Annotated in this window: 24 protein-coding genes; 18 read left to right on the forward strand and 6 right to left on the reverse strand. The window is 71.6% G+C overall.

Features of this window, described 5'->3' with window-relative positions; all coding sequences use genetic code 11:
* The first annotated feature begins 132 nt into the window (after window positions 1–132).
* The 6 genes from ACW9J6_RS30085 (at window position 133) to ACW9J6_RS30110 (ending at window position 4,213) form a co-directional block, all read left to right on the forward strand.
* Complete coding sequence (locus ACW9J6_RS30085) at window positions 133–486, forward strand: AtpZ/AtpI family protein (protein ID WP_457120029.1); 354 nt, start codon at window positions 133–135, stop codon at window positions 484–486.
* 113 nt (window positions 487–599) lie between these two features.
* Entirely contained in the window at window positions 600–1,355 is a 756-nt protein-coding gene (locus tag ACW9J6_RS30090; RefSeq protein WP_457120030.1) for a F0F1 ATP synthase subunit A, read from the forward strand.
* Window positions 1,356–1,468: 113 nt separating this feature from the next.
* Window positions 1,469–1,696 (forward strand): F0F1 ATP synthase subunit C, encoded by a 228-nt coding sequence (locus ACW9J6_RS30095; protein WP_012336551.1) that lies wholly within the window; start codon window positions 1,469–1,471, stop codon window positions 1,694–1,696.
* A gap of 167 nt (window positions 1,697–1,863) precedes the next feature.
* The gene (locus ACW9J6_RS30100; RefSeq protein WP_457120031.1) at window positions 1,864–2,427 is read left to right on the forward strand and encodes a F0F1 ATP synthase subunit B; all 564 of its coding nucleotides are present in this window, start codon (window positions 1,864–1,866) and stop codon (window positions 2,425–2,427) included.
* Between the two features lie 16 nt (window positions 2,428–2,443).
* The gene (locus tag ACW9J6_RS30105; RefSeq protein ID WP_457120032.1) at window positions 2,444–2,929 is read left to right on the forward strand and encodes a F0F1 ATP synthase subunit B family protein; all 486 of its coding nucleotides are present in this window, start codon (window positions 2,444–2,446) and stop codon (window positions 2,927–2,929) included.
* A 1,023-nt stretch (window positions 2,930–3,952) separates the two neighbouring features.
* Window positions 3,953–4,213, forward strand: a complete 261-nt coding sequence (locus tag ACW9J6_RS30110) for a DUF6894 family protein (RefSeq protein ID WP_457120033.1) — start codon at window positions 3,953–3,955, stop codon at window positions 4,211–4,213.
* Between the two features lie 25 nt (window positions 4,214–4,238).
* Here ACW9J6_RS30110 and ACW9J6_RS30115 read toward each other — a convergent pair whose 3' ends face one another.
* Window positions 4,239–5,003, reverse strand: coding sequence for an alpha/beta fold hydrolase (locus tag ACW9J6_RS30115; protein WP_457120034.1), 765 nt, complete (start codon window positions 5,001–5,003; stop codon window positions 4,239–4,241).
* A gap of 128 nt (window positions 5,004–5,131) precedes the next feature.
* On the opposite strand from ACW9J6_RS30115, the gene ACW9J6_RS30120 reads away from it, so the two are divergent.
* Window positions 5,132–5,983, forward strand: coding sequence for an FkbM family methyltransferase (locus tag ACW9J6_RS30120; RefSeq protein WP_457120035.1), 852 nt, complete (start codon window positions 5,132–5,134; stop codon window positions 5,981–5,983).
* A gap of 10 nt (window positions 5,984–5,993) precedes the next feature.
* Here ACW9J6_RS30120 and ACW9J6_RS30125 read toward each other — a convergent pair whose 3' ends face one another.
* Window positions 5,994–6,722 (reverse strand): 3-keto-5-aminohexanoate cleavage protein, encoded by a 729-nt coding sequence (locus ACW9J6_RS30125; RefSeq protein ID WP_457120036.1) that lies wholly within the window; start codon window positions 6,720–6,722, stop codon window positions 5,994–5,996.
* Between the two features lie 78 nt (window positions 6,723–6,800).
* Window positions 6,801–7,535: a DNA/RNA nuclease SfsA gene (gene sfsA, locus ACW9J6_RS30130; RefSeq protein ID WP_457120037.1), complete on the reverse strand. Its 735-nt coding sequence runs from the start codon at window positions 7,533–7,535 to the stop codon at window positions 6,801–6,803.
* Window positions 7,536–7,648: 113 nt separating this feature from the next.
* Between sfsA and ACW9J6_RS30135 the strand changes: the two genes are divergently transcribed.
* The 8 genes from ACW9J6_RS30135 (at window position 7,649) to soxA (ending at window position 12,977) form a co-directional block, all read left to right on the forward strand.
* Window positions 7,649–8,401, forward strand: a complete 753-nt coding sequence (locus tag ACW9J6_RS30135; RefSeq protein WP_457120038.1) for a competence/damage-inducible protein A — start codon at window positions 7,649–7,651, stop codon at window positions 8,399–8,401.
* Window positions 8,402–8,415: 14 nt separating this feature from the next.
* A complete protein-coding gene (gene gpt, locus ACW9J6_RS30140) occupies window positions 8,416–8,922 on the forward strand; it encodes a xanthine phosphoribosyltransferase (RefSeq protein ID WP_457120039.1) in 507 nt (168 codons plus the stop codon).
* A 78-nt stretch (window positions 8,923–9,000) separates the two neighbouring features.
* Window positions 9,001–9,828 carry a formate/nitrite transporter family protein gene (locus ACW9J6_RS30145; protein ID WP_457120040.1) on the forward strand — a complete coding sequence of 276 codons (828 nt, stop codon included), beginning with the start codon at window positions 9,001–9,003 and terminating at the stop codon, window positions 9,826–9,828.
* A gap of 83 nt (window positions 9,829–9,911) precedes the next feature.
* Window positions 9,912–10,910 carry an SDR family oxidoreductase gene (locus tag ACW9J6_RS30150; protein ID WP_457120041.1) on the forward strand — a complete coding sequence of 333 codons (999 nt, stop codon included), beginning with the start codon at window positions 9,912–9,914 and terminating at the stop codon, window positions 10,908–10,910.
* Window positions 10,911–10,989: 79 nt separating this feature from the next.
* Window positions 10,990–11,424, forward strand: a complete 435-nt coding sequence (soxX, locus tag ACW9J6_RS30155) for a sulfur oxidation c-type cytochrome SoxX (RefSeq protein WP_457120042.1) — start codon at window positions 10,990–10,992, stop codon at window positions 11,422–11,424.
* Window positions 11,421–11,882, forward strand: coding sequence for a SoxY-related AACIE arm protein (locus tag ACW9J6_RS30160; RefSeq protein WP_457120043.1), 462 nt, complete (start codon window positions 11,421–11,423; stop codon window positions 11,880–11,882). The genes soxX and ACW9J6_RS30160 overlap by 4 nt, the downstream gene beginning before the upstream one ends.
* A 4-nt stretch (window positions 11,883–11,886) precedes the next feature.
* Window positions 11,887–12,207, forward strand: coding sequence for a thiosulfate oxidation carrier complex protein SoxZ (soxZ, locus tag ACW9J6_RS30165; protein WP_457120044.1), 321 nt, complete (start codon window positions 11,887–11,889; stop codon window positions 12,205–12,207).
* Window positions 12,204–12,977, forward strand: a complete 774-nt coding sequence (gene soxA / locus ACW9J6_RS30170; RefSeq protein ID WP_457120045.1) for a sulfur oxidation c-type cytochrome SoxA — start codon at window positions 12,204–12,206, stop codon at window positions 12,975–12,977. Before soxZ ends, soxA begins: the two co-directional genes overlap by 4 nt.
* 10 nt (window positions 12,978–12,987) lie before the next feature.
* Here soxA and ACW9J6_RS30175 read toward each other — a convergent pair whose 3' ends face one another.
* Window positions 12,988–13,473 carry a cupin domain-containing protein gene (locus ACW9J6_RS30175; RefSeq protein ID WP_457120046.1) on the reverse strand — a complete coding sequence of 162 codons (486 nt, stop codon included), beginning with the start codon at window positions 13,471–13,473 and terminating at the stop codon, window positions 12,988–12,990.
* 331 nt (window positions 13,474–13,804) lie between these two features.
* Entirely contained in the window at window positions 13,805–14,122 is a 318-nt protein-coding gene (locus ACW9J6_RS30180) for a GIY-YIG nuclease family protein (RefSeq protein ID WP_457120047.1), read from the reverse strand.
* Window positions 14,123–14,298: 176 nt separating this feature from the next.
* On the opposite strand from ACW9J6_RS30180, the gene nthA reads away from it, so the two are divergent.
* The 3 genes from nthA to ACW9J6_RS30195 are packed head-to-tail and all read left to right on the forward strand — an operon-like array spanning window position 14,299 to window position 15,928.
* Entirely contained in the window at window positions 14,299–14,937 is a 639-nt protein-coding gene (nthA, locus tag ACW9J6_RS30185) for a nitrile hydratase subunit alpha (protein WP_457120048.1), read from the forward strand.
* Window positions 14,934–15,623 (forward strand): nitrile hydratase subunit beta, encoded by a 690-nt coding sequence (gene nthB / locus ACW9J6_RS30190; RefSeq protein ID WP_457120049.1) that lies wholly within the window; start codon window positions 14,934–14,936, stop codon window positions 15,621–15,623. The genes nthA and nthB overlap by 4 nt, the downstream gene beginning before the upstream one ends.
* Complete coding sequence (locus ACW9J6_RS30195) at window positions 15,620–15,928, forward strand: nitrile hydratase accessory protein (protein WP_457120050.1); 309 nt, start codon at window positions 15,620–15,622, stop codon at window positions 15,926–15,928. The genes nthB and ACW9J6_RS30195 overlap by 4 nt, the downstream gene beginning before the upstream one ends.
* Window positions 15,929–15,987: 59 nt before the next feature.
* On the opposite strand, the gene rpsT is transcribed toward ACW9J6_RS30195, so the two are convergent.
* On the reverse strand, window positions 15,988–16,096 hold a 109-nt coding region (gene rpsT / locus ACW9J6_RS30200), incomplete at its 5' end, for a 30S ribosomal protein S20 (protein WP_457120054.1).

A 16,096-nucleotide genomic window follows, 5' to 3' on the forward strand; every position in this document is an offset into this window, starting at 1 on the left:
CCATAAGGCAAAACAACCACTTATGGCACCATCACGGATCCTTGACTCGCTCCCGGGGCGAAACTATGGTGCGCCCGCTCGAAGGGGGCACCCGGGCCGGATCTCTCCGCCCTTCCGATGCGGGGTGGCGCGATGACCGGCACCGAACCGCGGAACGGGGGCGGCGACGAGCGCGGTCCCGCCTCGGAGAGCGATCTCTCCGCGAGGCTCAAGCGTCTCGAACAGCAGATCGACCGGAAGCGGCCGCCCGCCGCTCCCGATCCGTCGTCGCGTTCGCGGACGGGCGAGCCCTCGCAGCTCGGGCGCGCGCTACGCCTCTCGACGGAGTTCGTGTCGGGCGTCCTGGCGGGCGGCCTCCTCGGCCTGGGCTTCGACCGCCTGTTCGGCACCAAGCCGTGGGGCATGATCGTGCTCGTCCTGCTGGGCTTTGCGGCCGGGGTGATGAACGTGATGCGCGTGTCGGGGTTCTTCGGGCCACGGACGTGAGAAAAACGACACGGGGACTTGATCATCGGGTGGATGCCGTGCATCCGCCTGCGCGGGTCAGGTGGCACGCGGATGGCCGCGGGGCCTGAGCGACACAGAGGGGCGGGACCGGTATGGCCGTGAAGTTGGATCCGATCCACCAGTTCGAGCTGAAGCCGCTGGTCTCGTTCGGGCATATCGGCCACCAGCAGATCGCCTTCACCCAGTCGGCGCTCTACATGTTCGCCGCGGTCGGCGTGATCGCCCTCCTGACCATCGTCGCGACGAGCCAGCGCTCGCTGGTGCCGGGGCGGATGCAGTCCCTCGCCGAGACCTTCTACGAGTTCATCGCCTCGACCGTGCATCAATCGGCCGGCCACGGCAGCGAGCGCTTCGTGCCGCTCGTCTTCTCCCTCTTCATGTTCGTGCTGGTGCTCAACCTGTTCGGGATGATCCCCTACACGTTCACGGTGACGAGCCACATCATCGTCACCTTCATGCTGGCGCTCGTGGTGATCCTGACCGTGGTGATCTACGGCTTCATGGCGCACGGCCTGCACTTCCTCGACCTGTTCGTGCCCCCGGGCGTCCCCGGCTGGCTGAAGCCGCTGATCGTGACGATCGAGGTGGTGTCCTTCATCTCGCGGCCGATCAGCCTCTCGGTCCGTCTCTTCGCCAACATGCTGGCCGGCCACATCGCGCTCAAGATCTTCGCGGGCTTCGTGCCGGCGCTGCTCGCCGCCGGCGTCTGGGGCATCCTCTCGCCGCTGCCGCTGGCCCTGTCGGTGGCCATCACGGCCCTCGAGCTGCTGGTCGCGGCCCTGCAGGCCTACGTCTTCGCGACGCTGACCTCGATCTACCTCAGCGACGCGCTCCATCCCGGCCACTGACGGCCGGTGCCTCCCGGCCGCCCGGCCGGGACCTCTGCCCTCCCCACCCCGGTTCGCCGTGTCGCGGCCGGATCCCACCAGCCAGACGACCAGACGACCTCAGGAGTACTCAGATGGATCCCGTTGCTGCGAAGTACATCGGCGCCGGTCTCGCCTGCCTCGGCATGGCGGGCGCTGCCGTGGGCCTCGGCAACCTGTTCGGCCAGTTCTTCGCGGGCGCCCTGCGCAACCCCTCCGCGGCCGACAGCCAGCGCGCCAACCTCCTCCTCGGCTTCGCGCTGACGGAAGCGCTCGGCATCTTCTCGCTGCTCGTCGCGCTGCTGCTCCTGTTCGCGGTCTAAAGCCGCGCGGCCCGGGCGTCCGGCGCCGACGGCCCGCGCGGCCGCGGCCCGGCGCCCGCCCTCCCGGGCGCCGTGCTCCCCTGGCGGGGCGCGGCGGCCGCTTCGCTCCCGCCGGCCGATGGGCCGGCGCGATGCCCTTCCAGGCTCCCGCACTCCCGGACGACACGATGGCGCAGCCCACTCCCCATGCCGGCCTGCAGGAAGGCCTGATCCACGAGCCGGCCTCCGAGCATGGCGGCGGATTTCCCCCTTTCCAGAGCAGCACCTTCGCGTCGCAGATCCTGTGGCTCGCCATCACGTTTGGGCTGCTCTACTACCTGATGTCCCGGGTCGCGATCCCGCGCATCACCAGCCTGCTGCACGAGCGCCAGACGCGTCTCGCCGCCGACCTCGACGAGGCCAGCCGGATGAAGACCGACGCGGATGCCGCCCGCGAGGCCTACGAACGCTCCCTGAAGGAGGCGCAGGACAAGGCCAAGGGCATCGCGCAGGCGACCCGCGAGAGCCTCGCTGCCGAGGCGGAGGCCCGGCGCAAGACGCTCGAGGCCGACCTCGCCGCCAAGCTCGCCGACGCCGAGGCGCAGATCCGCACCCGCACCGCGAGCGCCATGGGCAATGTCCGCGAGATCGCCGCCGATGCCGCCGCGGCGATCGTCGAGCGCCTCGTCGGACAGGCGCCCGACCGTGCCGCCATCGAGGCGGCCTACGACCGCACCCAGACCGCGCACTGAGCCGGAGGACCCGACGATGATGGAACCGGAATTCTGGGTCGCGGTCGCGTTCGTGATCTTCTGCGGCATCGTCTGGAAGGCGGGCGGCTTCGACCAGATCATCGGCGGCCTCGACCGCCGCGGCGAGCGGGTGCGCCGCGAGCTGGAGGAGGCGCGCCGCCTGCGCGAGGAGGCCGCCGCCGTCCTCGCCGATTACCAGAAGCGCCGCGCCGAGGCCGAGCGCGAGGCCGAGACGATCGTCCAGAACGCCCGCGCCGAGGCCGAGCGCGCCGCCGCCGAAGGGCAGGCCCGCCTCAACGAGTTCGTGGAGCGGCGCACCCGGGCCGCCGAGGCGAAGATCGCGCTGGCGGAGACCCAGGCCGCCGCCGAGGTGCGGGCCGCCGCCGCCGAGGCCGCGGTGCGCGTCTCCGAGACGATCCTGCGGGAGAAGGTGACGGGCGACGCGGCCCAGGACCTGATCCGCCGCAGCCTCGGCGACATCCGCACGCGCCTGCGGGCCTGAACCAACGGCCCGCACCTTCTTCGCCCGCCATTCGTCAAGGAGAGCTGCCCTCGGGCGGCTCTCGTCGTTTCAGGGCCGAGCCCGCCGCCCATCGCTCTCGGGCCGCGGCTCCCGGGTCGCCGGTCCTCCGATGTCCGTTGATGGCGCGGCGATGCCGCGCCTCGCACGGCGATGCGGAGATCGGCTTCGATGAGGAGACGCCGGCCTGTCCGACGGCCGGGTCGGCTCGTCGCCCACGTCACTTCCTTCTGTCCCGGCGGCGGCAGGGTCGGCGGAGGGACATCCGGACACGGGGAGCCCTATGCGCGACGCCGGCATGTCGCGCCTCATTCCCGGAAACGGACGAGGCTGGCGGCGAGCGCGAGCGCCGCTCGGGCCGTGATGCGGGGCGGCTTCGCGAGGATCCCGTGCCAGGGATGCGCCGAGCGGCAGGCCCGATGGCTGCCGGGTGGCCGTCGGCGAGGCTCCGCAAGGTGAAGCCGGCCCGACCGACCGGAGAGTGATCGGCCCGACTGAAACAAAAATGCTCATCAGTCGCCACGCAGGCCTGTTGGGTCGGCCTGCCGAGCCGGCCCCGCCCGGCGCCGAACCGGCCGAGATCGAGGCCGGGCTGGTCCCTGTCGGACGGATTATCGAGCAAACCCAAGGACATGTTCCGTCCCGCAAAGCCACACCCGCTTTGCGAGGTTGTTCTTCGATCCATTCGCCGAATGAACGAAATATGTTCAAAGGCCGACCGGATCGGCGTCCATCCTTCTGGGTTATCTCCTTGACCTGGCCGTCGCCGAACCGCCGTCCTTTCGGCCTAAGCCAAGAAAAATTCACGTCCTCCAAACGTCCTAGGGCGTTGTGTGAAAAGTGTTTTTCTGAACAAGGCACGTCTTGGTTGTTTCATTATCGCGAATGCACCCATACCAGCGGTTGTCGATCTTTATTGTATGTTATACGCAATGATGCTTCCTAAGTGGGGCAATGAGGGCAGCAGCCCGCCGCTTTGACTATTCGTAAGGACATCGACGTGAGATGACGTTGTATTATTTTCACTTTCAGAGCGGCTCGAAGGTTGTCCTCGACGAGGAGGGCGTGCGGCTCGCCAGCCGGGCCGACGCCCTGGAGCGCGCCACGCGGCTCGCCACCCATCTGCTGGAGGAAGGCAGCCTCGCCTGCGACTGGCGGCGCAGCTCGATCCGCGTCGAGGATGCCCAGCAGCGCGCCATCCTGCGTATACCCATGGCGAGCATCCGGGCCCGCGACCGCCGCCAGCGCCATATCCGGGCGCAGTAGGGGCCGGCCCGGTCGGGGGATCGGCTCAGGGTCGCTCGGCCAGGAAGGCCAGCACCCCCTGCTTGTGGACCTTGTCGCCCACCGCGAGGTTGTGATCGCGATTGGGGATCTCGAGGCTCCGGGCGGTCGGGATCAGGGCGGCGAGCGCCGGTCCGGACCCCGCGATGTGGTCGGTAGTCCCGACCGCGACCAGGGTCGGCACCTCGATCTGCGCCACCTCGCCCCGCGACAGGGTCTGGCGCGAGCCGCGCATGCAGGCGGCGAGGGCGCGCAGGTCGCTGCGGGTCTGCTCGGCGAAGATCCGGAACGAGCGCGCCACGGGGTCGGTCACGTCGGCGCTGGAGGGGGCCTCCATGGCGTCCGGGATCCCCGCCGGCAATCCCCTCCCCTCGACGAGGTGGATGCCGAGCCCGCCCAGCAGCGCCGAGCGCACCCGCTCCGGGTGCAGGAGCGCCAGGAAGGCGGTGATCCGCGCGCCCATCGAGTAGCCCATCACGTCCGCCCGCGCGAGGCCGAGATGGTCGAGGAGGCGGCGGACATCCTCCGCCATCGTCTCTGAGGCGTAGGCCTCCGGATCGTAGAGCTTTCCGCTCTCGCCGTGGCCGCGATTGTCGAGGGCGATCGCCCGGTAGCCCGCCTCGGTGAGGGTCCGGATCCACGAGGTGCTGACCCAGTTCGTGCGATGGTTCGACGCGAAACCGTGGACGAGGACGACGGGATCGCCCGCCCCGCCCTGCGGCGGAACGTCGAGATAGGCGATCGTCACGCCGTCGGAATCGAAGGTCTGCATCGTCCGCTCCCGCTTCGCGCCCCCGCCTGTATCGGGCGCCCGGTGGTCCCGCAATGCCCGCACGCGGGGCCCGCGGCAGGCACGCCCCACCCGTTGCGGGCGGCGGGCCGCGGTGGCATAGGCCCCCGATGGCGACCACGACCCCGGCGATGACCCACCCTCACGAGCCCTTCGGGACCTACGCGCCGACCGGCCTCGTCCGCTGGATCGTCGCCCGGACCCAGCGCCTGCCCGCGGAGGATTGGGGCGCGCGACGCCTCGCGCTGATCCTGCGCCGCTGCGCGATCCGGCTGCTGCGCGGCCGTCCCCTCGACGTGGAGCGGTTCGGCGCGCGCATGCGCTTGCACCCCTACAACAACAACTGCGAGAAGAAGGTGCTCTTCACCCCGCAGTTCTTCGACCCCGACGAGCGCCGGCTCCTCGCCGAGCGGCTGCGGCCGGACTGCGTCTTCCTCGACGTGGGGGCGAATATCGGCGCCTACACGCTGTTCGTCGCCGGTCTGAGCGGGCCCGGGGCGCGGATCCTGGCGGTGGAGCCGCAGCCCGACATCTTCGACAAGCTCGCCTACAACATCGCCCAGAACCCGTTCGGCACCGTCAAGGCGGTGGCCTGCGCGATCGCCGACAAGGCGGGCGAGCTGACGCTCTTCGTCGACCAGCGCAACAGCGGGGAGTCGAGCCTCAAGGTCGTCGGCACCAACGAGGGCGCGGCGATCCGGGTGCCGGCGGTGACGCTCCTCGACCTCGTGACCGGCGAGGGATTGACCCGCATCGACGCGATCAAGCTCGACGTGGAGGGCGCCGAGGATCTGATTCTGGAGCCGTTCCTGCGCCGGGCGCCGCGGGCGCTGCATCCGAGCCTGATCATCCTGGAGGACGGGACCGACCTCTGGCAGACCGACCTCTCGGCGCTGCTCACCAGCCACGGCTACCGCCGCATGGCGCGCACGCGGCTCAACCTGATCTTCGAGAAGGCGTGAGGCGGGTGTCTCACGCGGCGGCACCGCACCGCCGGTAGACTGCGACGGCGGTAGCCACCAGCGCGGCGTTGTCCGCGGCGACGGAGCCGTCCGGCAGCGCGCGGCCGTCCTCCAGCCCCACGCGGGTGGACCAGCGCCGGTCCCGTGCCAGCGCGACGAGGGGCCAGACCGTGCCGTCGAGGCCGTGCAGGAGGAGCGGACGCCGCGGGCCCGCATCCGCCAGCACCGTCGCGATCGCGTCGGCCACACGCAGGGCCTCCCCGGGATCCTGCTCCTCCACCTCGATCAGCACGCGCGTGACGCGGTCGTGGCTAGGAAGCGCCAGGAGACGGCGTGCGTCCTCGGGCGTGGCCAGGCCCGCCTCGATCCCGACGCCGCGCCCGCGCAGCAGGTCCATCACCGCCGGGGCGTCCGGCTCCGAGAGGTTGACGGAGGCGTAGTCCGGCAGGGCCGTCCAGCGGGCGATGGCGTCGCGGGTGCGCTCCGCGTTCCCCTCGATCCAGGCTCCCGTCGACACGCCGATCGCCGTGCCGGGGCACGCCCGGCGGAGCGCCAGGACGGTGTCGTCCACGGCGTCGAGGCTCTCGCGGCCATGCGAGCCTCGGGGGTGAAGATGGAGTTCGGCAGCCCCGGCCGCGACGCAGGCGACGCCGTCGCGGGCCATCGCCTCCGCAGTCAGCGGCAACCGCGGGTGGTAACCGTCGGGACGGGCGCCGTTGAGGCAAGCCTGGACGATCATCGTGGTCCTGACCTTGCGTGATGCAGGGTGTCGTAGCGAGGCGTGGGACGGGGCGCAATCCGGCCGGCGGCGGCGCCATCAGCCCGGGTGATCCGCGCTCGCCTCCGCGGCGACGATCGGGATCTCCGCGTCGATCGCCACCTCCTCGGGGCTCAGCCGACAGACATAGGCGTGGGCCGCGACCCCGGCGTCCCGCGCCCGCCGGAAGGCCGAAGCGAAGCCCGGATCGATGTCGCCCGCCACGTCGAAGCGCTCCGCGCGCATCTGCACCACCACGATCACCATGGCGCGCCCACCCGCCCGCACCACGCCGGCGAGCTCGTCCATGTGCCGGGCGCTGCGCGCCGCGGTGCAGTCGGGGAACTCGGCGAGGCCGGCCGCGCGCATCATGTGGCAGTTCTTGACCTCGACGTGGATCGGTCCCGCGGGGGCGCTGGCCAGGAAATCGACCCGGCTCGCCTGCCCGTAGCGCACCTCCGGCCGCAGGGCGGTCGCCTCGCGCAGCACCGGCAGCCGGCCCGCGCGGAAGGCCTCGGCCACGAGCAGGTTCGGCCGCATCGTGTTGATGCCGACCCATTGCGGCCCGCCCGGCAGGTCGGCCTCCACCATCTCCCAGGACCAGGCGAGCTTGCGCGCCGGGTTGGTGGAGGCGGAGAGCAGGACCGGTCGGCCGGGCGCCACCAGGCCCAGCATCGCGCCCGGATTGGCGCAATGCGCCGTCACGACGCTGCCGTCGGCGAGTTCGACATCGGCGAGGAAGCGCTTGTAGCGGCGGACGAGCCGCCCCTCGGTCAGCCGGGACGGGAAGCGCAAGGCGGGCTCTGCGGCGCGATCATCCTCGCCGCTTAGCAGGATGCGGACAGATGCGCGACGCTTGAGCGGCGCGGCGCCGCGAGCTAGAGCGGGTCCTCAGCCCGGAGGCGCGCTTGAGCGACGAGACCCCGACCCACGTGACGGCCGCCCTGCTCGTCATCGGCGACGAGATCCTCTCGGGGCGTACCAAGGACAAGAACATCGGCTACATCGCCGAGTACCTCACGAATGTTGGCATCGACCTGCGCGAGGTGCGCGTCGTGCCGGACGTGGCCGAGGAGATCGTGGGCGCCGTCAACGCTTTGCGCGCCCGCCACACCTATCTGTTCACCACCGGGGGGATCGGGCCGACCCACGACGACATCACGGCCGATTGCGTCGCGGCGGCCTTCGGGGTCGGCATCGACGTCGACCCGCGCGCCCGCGCCATGCTGCTGGAGCGCATCCCGGAGGCCGACCTCAACGAGGCCCGGCTGCGCATGGCGCGCATCCCGTTCGGGGCGGAGCTGATCGAGAACCCGATCTCGAAGGCGCCGGGCTTCATGATCGGCAACGTGATCGTGATGGCCGGCGTGCCCTCGATCATGCAGGCGATGCTCGACCGCGTGGCGCCGCGCTTGCGCACCGGCGCGCGCATGATCGCCGAGACGGTGGAGGCCAGGAACCTGCCCGAGGGCCTCTACGCGGCCGACCTCGCGGCCCTGGCCGCGCGCTTCCCCGGGGTGTCGATCGGCTCCTACCCGTCGATGACGCCCGAGGGCTTCCGCAACCAGATCGTCGCCCGCGCCAAGGACCCGGCGGTGCTGGCGGCGGCCCGCACCGAGATCGAGGCCCTGGTCGCCCGCCTGCGGGCGGACCGGGCCTGACGGGGAGACGACCGATGGCGTCCGCCGGCGAGAAGGCCTTCCCGGTTTCCTGGGACCAGTTCCATCGCGATGCCCGGGCGCTGGCCTGGCGCCTGGCCGGGGCCGGGCCGTTCGAGGCGATCGTCTGCATCACCCGCGGCGGGCTCGTCCCGGCCGCCGTGGTGGCGCGCGAACTCGGGATCCGCCTGATCGAGACGGTCTGCATCGCGAGCTACCACGATTACCAGGAGCAGGGGGCGCTCAGCGTCCTCAAGGACATCGCCCCGACGATCCGGGACGTCGGCGACGGCAGCGGGCGCGGCGTGCTGGTGATCGACGACCTCACCGATACCGGCAAGACCGCGCAGGTCGTGCGCCGGATGCTGCCCCAGGCCCATTTCGCCACGGTCTACGCCAAGCCCGCCGGACGGCCGCTCATCGACACCTTCGTCACCGAGGTGAGCCAGGACACCTGGATCTATTTCCCTTGGGACATGGGACTCGCCTACCAGGCGCCGATCCACCCGGGCGCCTCGGGCTGACCGGCGCGCGGGCGGGAACCCGCCGCCGGCCCGCCGCTTGAGGCCGGGTCGGGCCTGGGGCCCGGAGCGGGGGCGGCCATGGCGAACGGGAAACCCGACCGCAGGGGTGTCGAGGACGCGGTGGCCGGTCAGGTCGAGGAGGAGCGCTGGCCCAGCGCCATCGTCATCGCCGAGGTCATCCGGCACGAGGGTCACGAGGAACTCGACCGGACCGCCCTGGCCCTGCTGCTCTCCGGCCTCGCGGCCGGCCTGTCGATGGGCTTCTCGCTCGTGGTCGAGGGCGTGCTGCGCTCGCGGCTGCCCGACGCGCCCTGGCGCGACCTCGTGGCCGGCTGGGGCTATCCGATCGGCTTCCTGATCGTCGTGCTCGGCCGCCAGCAGCTCTTCACCGAGAACACGCTGACCCCGATCCTGCCGCTCCTGCACGACCGCACGGCGGCGGTCCTGCGGCGGGTGCTGCGCCTGTGGGCCATCGTGCTCTCGGCGAACATCGTCGGGACGCTGCTGTTCGCGGCTTCCATCGCGCACACGGAGGTGTTCGACGAAGCCGTCCGGGCGCATTTCCGCGACATCAGCCGGCACACCATGGCCCATCCGTTCGGGGCGACCCTGGCCAAGGGCGTGGTGGCGGGCTGGCTGATCGCCCTGATGGTGTGGCTCATGCCCTCCTCGGGGGGCGCGCGGCCCTTCGTGATCCTGATCCTCACCTACGTGATCGCGATCAGCAGCCTCGCCCACATCGTGGCCGGCTCGGTCGACGCCGCCTTCCTGGTCTTCACCGGCGAGGCGAGCTGGGGCGACTATGCCGTGCGCTTCTTCCTGCCGACCCTGCTCGGCAACGTCACCGGCGGCGTCACCCTGGTCGCCGTCCTCAACTGGGGCCAGGTCGCGCCCGACGTCGAGTGAACCGGCGTCGCGGCCGGTGAACAGATGGCCTCCGCAGCCGTTGGGTCGGGCGATAGACACTCCCACCCAGTACGGAGAACCCGATGGCCTTCACGCACAAGCCCCTCGACCAGCAGGTGATCGTGATCACCGGGGCGTCGAGCGGGATCGGACTCGCGACGGCGCGCCGGGCGGCGCGCAGCGGCGCCCGCGTCGTCATGGGGGCCCGCAACGCCGAGGCGCTCGCCACGATCCAGGAGGAACTGGAGCGCGAGGGCGGGCAGGTCACCCACGCGGTGGGCGATGTCGGCCGCCGCGAGGACGTGCAGGCCCTCGCCGACAAGGCGCTGCAGCGCTTCGGGCGCATCGATACCTGGGTGAACGACGCCGGCATCTCGATCTTCGGGCGCCTGGAGGAGGTCAGCGACGAGGACAGCGACCGCCTGTTCCAGACCAACTTCTGGGGCACGGTCTACGGCTCGCTCGTGGCCCTGCCCTACCTGCGGCGCCAGGGCGGCGCGCTCGTCAATGTCGGCAGCATCGCCTCCGACCTGTCGATCCCGCTCCAGGCCATGTACTCGGCGAGCAAGCACGCGATCCGCGGCTTCACGGACGGGTTGCGGGCGGAGCTGGAGATGGAGCGGGTGCCGGTCTCGGTAACGCTGATCAAGCCCGGCTCGATCGACACGCCGCTCACCCACCACGCCCGCAACTACATGGACCGCGAGCCGCAGCTCCCGCCCCCGGTCTACCATCCGGACGAGGTGGCCCGGGCGATCCTGCACGCGGCGGTCCACCCGCAGCGGGAGATCTATGTGGGCGGCGGCGGCCGGGCGATCACCGGCCTCAAGAAGCTGGCGCCGGAGGTGTTCGACCGGATGGGCGGCCACGTCGCCCAGATGCAGCGCGGGGCGGAGCCGCCGCGCGACCCGCAGGGGGCGCTGCACGAGCCCGGCCAGGACGGGCACATCCGCGGCGGCCACCCGGGCTATGTCCGGCGCACCAGCACCTACACCCGGGCGCAACTCCATCCGCTGACCACGGGCGCGGTGGTGGCGGGTGTCGGGCTCGCTGCCGCGGCGCTGATGAAGCGGCGGGCCTGAGACCCAAGCGGATGGTCGCACCCGGCTGAACTGGGCCGCCCCGGAGCCATGTTCCGGGGCGACGACGCCCGCCCGCCCGATGCGACACCTTCTCGCCGCCCTTCCCCTGCTCCTCGCCTTCTCTCCCGGGGCGGTCGAGGGCGATGCCATGCCGGCGCCGCTCACGACCGTGCCGGGCGATCCGGCCCGGGGCCGCGCCATCGCCACCGACCCGCGGCGCGGGCTCTGCACTCTCTGCCATGCGGGCCTCGGCGGGCCCGCGGGCCGCCCGGAGGGCGATGTCGGCCCGAGCCTCGCGGGCGTCGGCGAGCGCCTCTCGCCGGGGCGGCTGCGCCTGCGGCTCGTCGACGGCCGCCTCTTGAATCCCGACACGATCATGCCCTCGTATGGGCGCGTCGACGGGCGGGACCGGGTCGCGGCGCCGTTCCGCGGCCGGCCGATCCTGGAGGCGCAGGAGGTCGAGGACGTGATCGCCTATCTGGGCACGCTCCGCGGCGAGGGAGGGACACGATGACGGGGCCGGACCGGCGATCCGTCCTGGCTGGCGGCGCCGGGCTGCTCGCGGTGGCGCTGGTGCGCCCGGCCGCGGCGGTCGAGCGCCCGCCGCGCGAGCCCACCCAGGCCGCGATCCGGCGCTTCACCGGCGGCGTGCCGGTCCGTCCGGGGCGCGTCGCCCTCGACGTGCCGCCGCTGGTCGAGAACGGCAACGCCGTGCCGCTGACCGTCGCGGTGGAGAGCCCGATGACCCCGGCCGATCACGTCCGCCGGATCGCGGTGTTCAACGACAAGAACCCGCAGCCGAACGTCATCACGCTGTGGCTCGGGCCGCGGGCGGGCCGCGCCACCGTCGCGACCCGCATTCGGCTCGCCGATTCCCAGACCGTGACGGCGATCGCCGAGATGAGCGACGGCAGCTACTGGTCCGCCACCGCCGACGCGATCGTCACCCTCGCCGCCTGCGTGGAGGGCTGACGCCGTGGCCCGCAGCCTGATCAACGTGCCCAAGACCGCGAAGGCCGGCACGACCGTCGAGATCAAGACCCTGATCTCCCACCCGATGGAGACCGGCTACCGGCCGGGCCCGGACGGGCGCCTGCTGCCGCGCAACATCATCACGGAGTTCGTCTGCCGCTTCGAGGACGAGGAGGTGTTCCGCGCGGAGCTGTTCCCGGCCAGTTCCGCCAATCCCTACCTGACCTTCAGCACGGTGGCGACGCGCAGCGGCACCTTCACCTTCACCTGGAGCGGCGACAACGGCTTCACGCAGACCGAGCACGCCGCGATCGAGGTGACGTGAGCCGCGCGCCCGCCCTGCTCGTCGCCCTGGCCCTCCTCGCCGGCCCGGGCCGGACGGCGGAGATCCCGCAGGGCGAGCGCCGCTCGGGCTTCGACCAGATGACGCCGGAGCTGCGCGCGATGCAGCGGGACGAGGCGGCCAATCCGGGCCAGCTCTGGGTGGCGGACGGCGTCGAGGCCTGGACGACGGCGCCGGCGACCGGCCGACCCTCCTGCGCCGGCTGCCACGGGGACCTCGCGGGGCTGCGCGGCGTCGCGGCCCGCTACCCCGCCTTCGACGCGCAGGCCGGGCGCCCTTTGGACCTGGAGTCGCGGATCGACCTCTGCCGCACGCGCCACCAGGGCGAGGCCTCGCTGCCGCCGGAGAGCCGGCTCCTCCTCGCCCTCACCGCCGCGGTGGCGGCGCAGTCGCGCGGGCTGCCGGTGGCGCCGCCCGCCGATCCGCGCCTCGACGCGCCGCGGGAGCAGGGGCGCGCGCTGTTCACGCGCCGCATGGGGCAGCTCGACCTGTCCTGCGCCGCCTGCCACGACGGCGCCTGGGGCCGGCATCTCGGCGCGAGCACCATCCCGCAGGGCCACCCGAACGGCTACCCTCTCTATCGCCTCGAGTGGCAGGATCTCGGCTCCCTGCGCCGCCGGCTGCGCAATTGCCTCTCCGGCATGCGCGCCGAGCCGTTCCCGCCGGACGCGCCCGAGGTGGTCGCGCTGGAACTCTACCTGATGCAGCGGGCGAGCGGCCTGCCCATGGAGGCGCCGGCGGTGCGGCCCTAGCGGGGCCCGGTCAGCGTCCCTGCCGGCTCGGGTCATCCGCGGGGTTGATGTAGGTCAGCCCGAACGGCCCGGTCCCCGACACCTGGACCGTCGCCGGCTCGGCGGAGGTCCACAGCGAGTGGGGCATGTTGGCGGGCAGGAACACGAACCCGCCCTTCTCCAGCGGCTTCCCGCGCGCCTTGTCGACGGTCTCGCCCATGTCGTGCGTGAGCGAGCCCGCGAGGAGCGTCACGCTCTCGGCGGTCGCGTGGGTGTGCGGCGCGACCAGGGTATTGGCCGGGAAGCGGACCCGCAGCGTGAACGGCCCAGGCTTCTCCGGGTCGCCCGCGAGGATGCTGATCTCGGTTCCCCTGGGCAGCGCGGGAGGCGCCGGTCCCCACGTCACGGCCGCGTCGCCGGGGACGAGGACCATGCCGTGCCCGTCGTCGGCGGTCGCGACAGCGGGTACGCCGATGAGCAGGCCGGCCGTGATGGTGGCGATGAGGCGGAGTGTCATCCGGGCTTCCTCCTGTCGGGATCGCTGGGCTGGATCCTCGATGCTGGCACCAGGGAAGTGGAGGTGGTCGGGATGAAATCAAGTTCTTGGTGAATGACGATCTCGTCGAACTTGCTGAAGACCATCCTGTTAGCATGTTCAGAGGAGATGGAATTGGAAAACACGCGGCTCCTCATGCTGAGGTGCGAGCAAAGCGAGCCTCGAAGCAACCCTGAACAGCTATCCAATCCTATCTAGGATCAGCGTACAGGGGTGCTTCGAGGCTGCTTCGCAGCACCTCAGCATGAGGATTCTCGTGTCTTCCATCGACGTCGATGCCGAACGTTGAAATTTACTCTGGCAGACCCGCAGGTGTTCCACGCGTCGAAGGACGCTCCGCCAGTTGCTGGATGGCGTCCCAATCACCTCGAATCAAGGCTTCCTTCTTACTGCGCCCCCAGCCCTTGATCTGGCGCTCGACAGCGATCGCATCCGTGATCCGGTCGAATTGCTCCGCGTAGACGAGTGCGACCGGTCGACGCGAATGGGTGTAGCCGGGGAACGTCCCCGCCTGATGTTCGCCCAGCCGCCTGTCGAGCGTCTCGCCGCGCGCCGATCCGACATAGTAGCTGCCGTCTGCGCAGAGCAGCAGGTAGACGAACGCATTCAAGCAGGCAGGTCCCAAGGAGGTCGGAGCAGGTTCCTTTGCGGAACATACCATGGAAGCCATCACGCTCCTCATGCTGAGGTGCCGCCGCAGGCGGCCTCGAAGCACCCCGGAGCGCCTCTCCCACCCCCGTGACGCCCGCCCCGCGCCGGTCTAATCCTTGCGCCCGGGAGGACGGCATGACGGACCACCACGACCACGACCACCCGCACCACCACGGCAGCGAACTCTCGCCGATGGAATTGCGGGTGAGGGCGCTCGAATCCATCCTGGTCGAGAAGGGCTACGTCGATCCGGCCACCCTCGACACGCTCATCGACACCTACGAGACCAGGATCGGTCCCCGCAACGGCGCCCGGGTGGTGGCCCGCGCCTGGATCGATCCCGCCTACCGCGCCCGGCTCCTCGACGACGCCACCGCGGCGATCCGCGAACTCGGCTTCGGCGGGCGGGGCGGCGAGCACATGGTGGTGGCCGAGAATACGCCCGAGCAGCACAACCTCGTCGTCTGCACCCTGTGCTCCTGTTATCCCTGGCCGGTCCTCGGATTGCCCCCGGTCTGGTACAAGTCGCCGCCCTACCGGTCGCGGGCGGTGATCGACCCGCGGGGCGTGCTCGGCGAGTTCGGCGTCACCCTGCCCGAGACCACCCGCATCCGGGTCTGGGATTCCACCGCGGAACTCCGCTACATGGTGCTGCCGATGCGGCCCCCCGGGACCGATCATCTCGACGAGGCGGCCCTCGCCGACCTCGTCACCCGCGATTCCATGATCGGCACGGGCCTTCCCCTCGCTCCCGACCAGGTGGTGCGCGCATGAACGGCGGACAGGATCTCGGCGGGATGCACGGCTTCGGGCCGATCGGCTTCGAGGCGGACGAGCCCTGGTTCCACGCCGAGTGGGAGCGCCGCGTCTTCGCGATGGCCATGGCGATGGGGCTCACCGGCACCTGGAACCTCGACGCGAGCCGGGCCGCCCGCGAATCCCTGCCGCCGCCCGAGTACATGGCGGCGAGCTACTACGAGATCTGGTTCCGCGCCCTGGAGAAGCAGGTCGTCCGACACGGGCTCGTGAGCGAGGCCGAGCTCCGGGCCGGCGCGGCCCTCGCCCCGCCCGCCCCCGTCGCCCGCGTGCCCAAGGCGGACGAGATCCCGCCGCTCTTCGCCCGCGGCTTCCCGAGCGACCGCCCGGCCGCCCACCCGGCCCGTTTCGCGGTGGGCGACGAGGTCACCGCCAAGGTGATCAACCCGACCGGCCACACCCGCCTGCCCCGCTACGTCCGCGGCCGCACCGGCACGGTCGAGCGCGTCCACGGCGCCTTCGTGTTCCCGGATTCGAACGCGCATTTCACCGGCGAGACGCCGCAATGGCTCTACACGGTGCGCTTCCCGGGCGTGGAATTGTGGGGCGAGGAGGCCGATCCGGGCCTGAGCGTCTCGGTCAACGCCTTCGAGAGCTACCTGGAGCCCGCCCGCGGGCGCATCGCGGAAGGGCACGCCGCGTGAGCGCCCCCGACACGCCCGCCTTCGCGGCCCCCTGGGAGGCGCAGACCTTCGCGATGGTGGTGGCCCTGCACGATCGCGGCCTCTTCACCTGGAGCGAGTGGGCGCAGGCGCTCGGCGCGGCGAGCCGCGAGGGCGACCGCCCGACCGACTACGCGCTCTGGCTGGAGACGATCGAGGGGCTGCTCGCCGCCCGCGGCCTCACCTCGGCGAGGAACTTGTCGGAGCGCCGCGACGCCTTCGCGCGGGCGGCCGCCGCCACGCCGCACGGGGAGCCGATCCGGCTCGAAAACGATCCGGGGCCGTGAGCCCAACGGAAAAAGCCCGACTCGCGCCGGGCTTCACCGCTGCCGGAAACCGGCTCTTGTCAGGCCTGCAGGGCCTTCACGCGGGCCGAGAGGCGCGACACCTTCCGCGAGGCCGTGTTCTTGTGAACGATGCCCTTTTGCGACGCGCGCATGATCTCCGGCTCGGCG

The organism is Methylobacterium sp. JK268, assembly GCF_054052225.1.